Annotated in this window: 3 protein-coding genes; all 3 read right to left on the bottom strand. The window is 43.1% G+C overall.

What is annotated here, in order from left to right; translation table 11 throughout:
* Positions 1-953: TonB C-terminal domain-containing protein (locus Q0095_RS01900; RefSeq protein ID WP_297880845.1), on the bottom strand; the 953-nt coding region annotated here is incomplete at its 3' end.
* Positions 946-1,344 carry a biopolymer transporter ExbD gene (locus Q0095_RS01895; protein ID WP_005869629.1) on the bottom strand — a complete coding sequence of 133 codons (399 nt, stop codon included), beginning with the start codon at positions 1,342-1,344 and terminating at the stop codon, positions 946-948. The genes Q0095_RS01895 and Q0095_RS01900, both read right to left, overlap by 8 nt.
* Positions 1,344-1,919: a MotA/TolQ/ExbB proton channel family protein gene (locus Q0095_RS01890; RefSeq protein ID WP_005869630.1), complete on the bottom strand. Its 576-nt coding sequence runs from the start codon at positions 1,917-1,919 to the stop codon at positions 1,344-1,346. Before Q0095_RS01890 ends, Q0095_RS01895 begins: the two co-directional genes overlap by 1 nt.
* Between the last annotated feature and the right edge of the window lie 46 nt (positions 1,920-1,965).

Raw genomic sequence — 1,965 nt, 5'->3', positions numbered from 1 at the left:
CTAGTATCAATCTCATGCGACGCTCCGTCGGGAGATTTCGGGAAACTCTGAGTCGATAGATTATCCAAAAAATCCCGCAACTTCTGATTAAATTCCGTCTCTCGCCCCAACTCTATAATAGTATAATCCGCCACTCGCCCATCTGCGCTAAAGACTATCTTAATCCTTGCGTCGTCCTTCGCGGTCGCCACATATCTACTCCATAGAACTTGAAGCTTCTTCTCGATAGCGCCGTAATAAGCGTTATACTCACCCGTCCTTTGCGTCCTACCGCCAAGTTTATCGGATTTAACGACAGCATTTTTAGATGCTGCTTTATCCTTAGCACTAGAGGTGGCGGTTTCTTTATCGGACTTTTTGTTACTCTGAACGGCGTCGCTAGCTTTAGCGCTCTCCTCAAGCTTCTTATTGTCCTTAGTCGTATCCGAAAAAAGATCGCTCAAGCTCGGTTTTTCCTCTTTTTTCGGCTCCGGCTTAGCTTCCTCTTTTTTCTCTACTACTTTTTCGGAAGGTTTATCTTCCAACTTAGGCTCAGGCTTGGGCTCCTCTTTTTTGGGCTCAGCTTTAGGCTCGTCCTTTTTAGGTTCCGGCTTCGGCTCTTCCTTCGGCTTTTCGGGCTCTTTCGGCTTTGCCTGCACCGGAGGTGACGGAACTACTTGCGCCGTAGTCTTAATTTTATCCTCCGGCACGTCCTTAGTATTCTTATTTTCAAACTCGCCCTGCTTCGTTTCTTTAGCGATTTCAGGCGCGGACGGAAGTTTATCATCTATTTCGAAATCAAAAGTAACATCCATATAATCGTTGGGATTGTCGGTATATTTTTTAAATTTTTCCTGCGGCTTTGAAATTTGATATAAAAGAACGAAAATCACCAGCAGATAGGCAAAAAGGGCGATTAAAAACGATTTAAAATTATCGTATTTAACCCCCGTAAAATTTGAATAATTAGCCATTTGTTTGAAGTGCGACTTTTGTAAAACCCGCCTGCTTTAGGCTCTTTAAAACAAACATTACATCGTCATAAACGAGTCTCTTATCGGCTTGGATATAGACGGGTTTTTCCAAGCTATACTTGCCGGTGCCTTTAAGCAGCACGAGATTATCCGGGAATTCAGCTAGGCTCATCGAGCTTTTGTCAATATAAACCTTGCGATCTTCGCCGATACGCACAAGCAAGAATTCCGCGGTGTTTTCCGAAACCTGTGCTTTTGAGCCACTAGGCAGTTCGATCTTTTCATCGTAGATAATCGCCGTTTGCGCGACCATTAAAATCGCTAGCAAAACAAGCATAATATCGACGAGAGGAGTGATATTTAACTCTGGATTTTCGTCGAAATTATACATTAAATGGCTTTTCCAGTGTTTGCTTTAAATAGCAAAATATCTGCCGTACGATTTATGATACTCATAACTTCGTATGCTTTGCGTTTTATAAGTAAGCTAAAGGTATATGCGGGGATCGCTACAAAAATTCCACATCCTGTGGCAACCAGCGCCTCGCTGATCGCAGGAGCGATGGTATCAATGCCGGAATTTCCGCCGCCAAGCTTGGAAAATGTGTGAAGTATGCTAACGACTGTACCAAATAGCCCGATAAACGGCGACGTAGAGGCGACTATAGATAGCCAGGTAAGTCCGCTAGTCGAGTCGCGTTCGGCTTTGCCTTTATAAATTTCCAAGGCCTCTTTTGAAATTTTATCGGTATTTACTTTTTGAAAAATAGAGCCCGAAAGCGAAATCCTACCACCCATCAGCAAGGATTCGAGTGCCTTTGCTTCGCGGTGTTGCCACGCACTAAGCCCTACAAATCTGGAGATCAAAATCGTAAAAGTAACGACAAAATAGACGGATAACCAAGAAAGCACGAATATCGTAATAAACGTACTTCTCGTAAAATAACTTAAAATTAGATCTAGCATAATTTAACTTTGCCTTGCGAATTCGTCAACTCTAGCCATGATCGCT

Source organism: uncultured Campylobacter sp., from assembly GCF_938045535.1.
Classification (GTDB): domain Bacteria; phylum Campylobacterota; class Campylobacteria; order Campylobacterales; family Campylobacteraceae; genus Campylobacter_B.
Note: the sequence above shows the minus strand (reverse complement) of the source record. Positions and strands in the feature narration are given on the sequence as shown.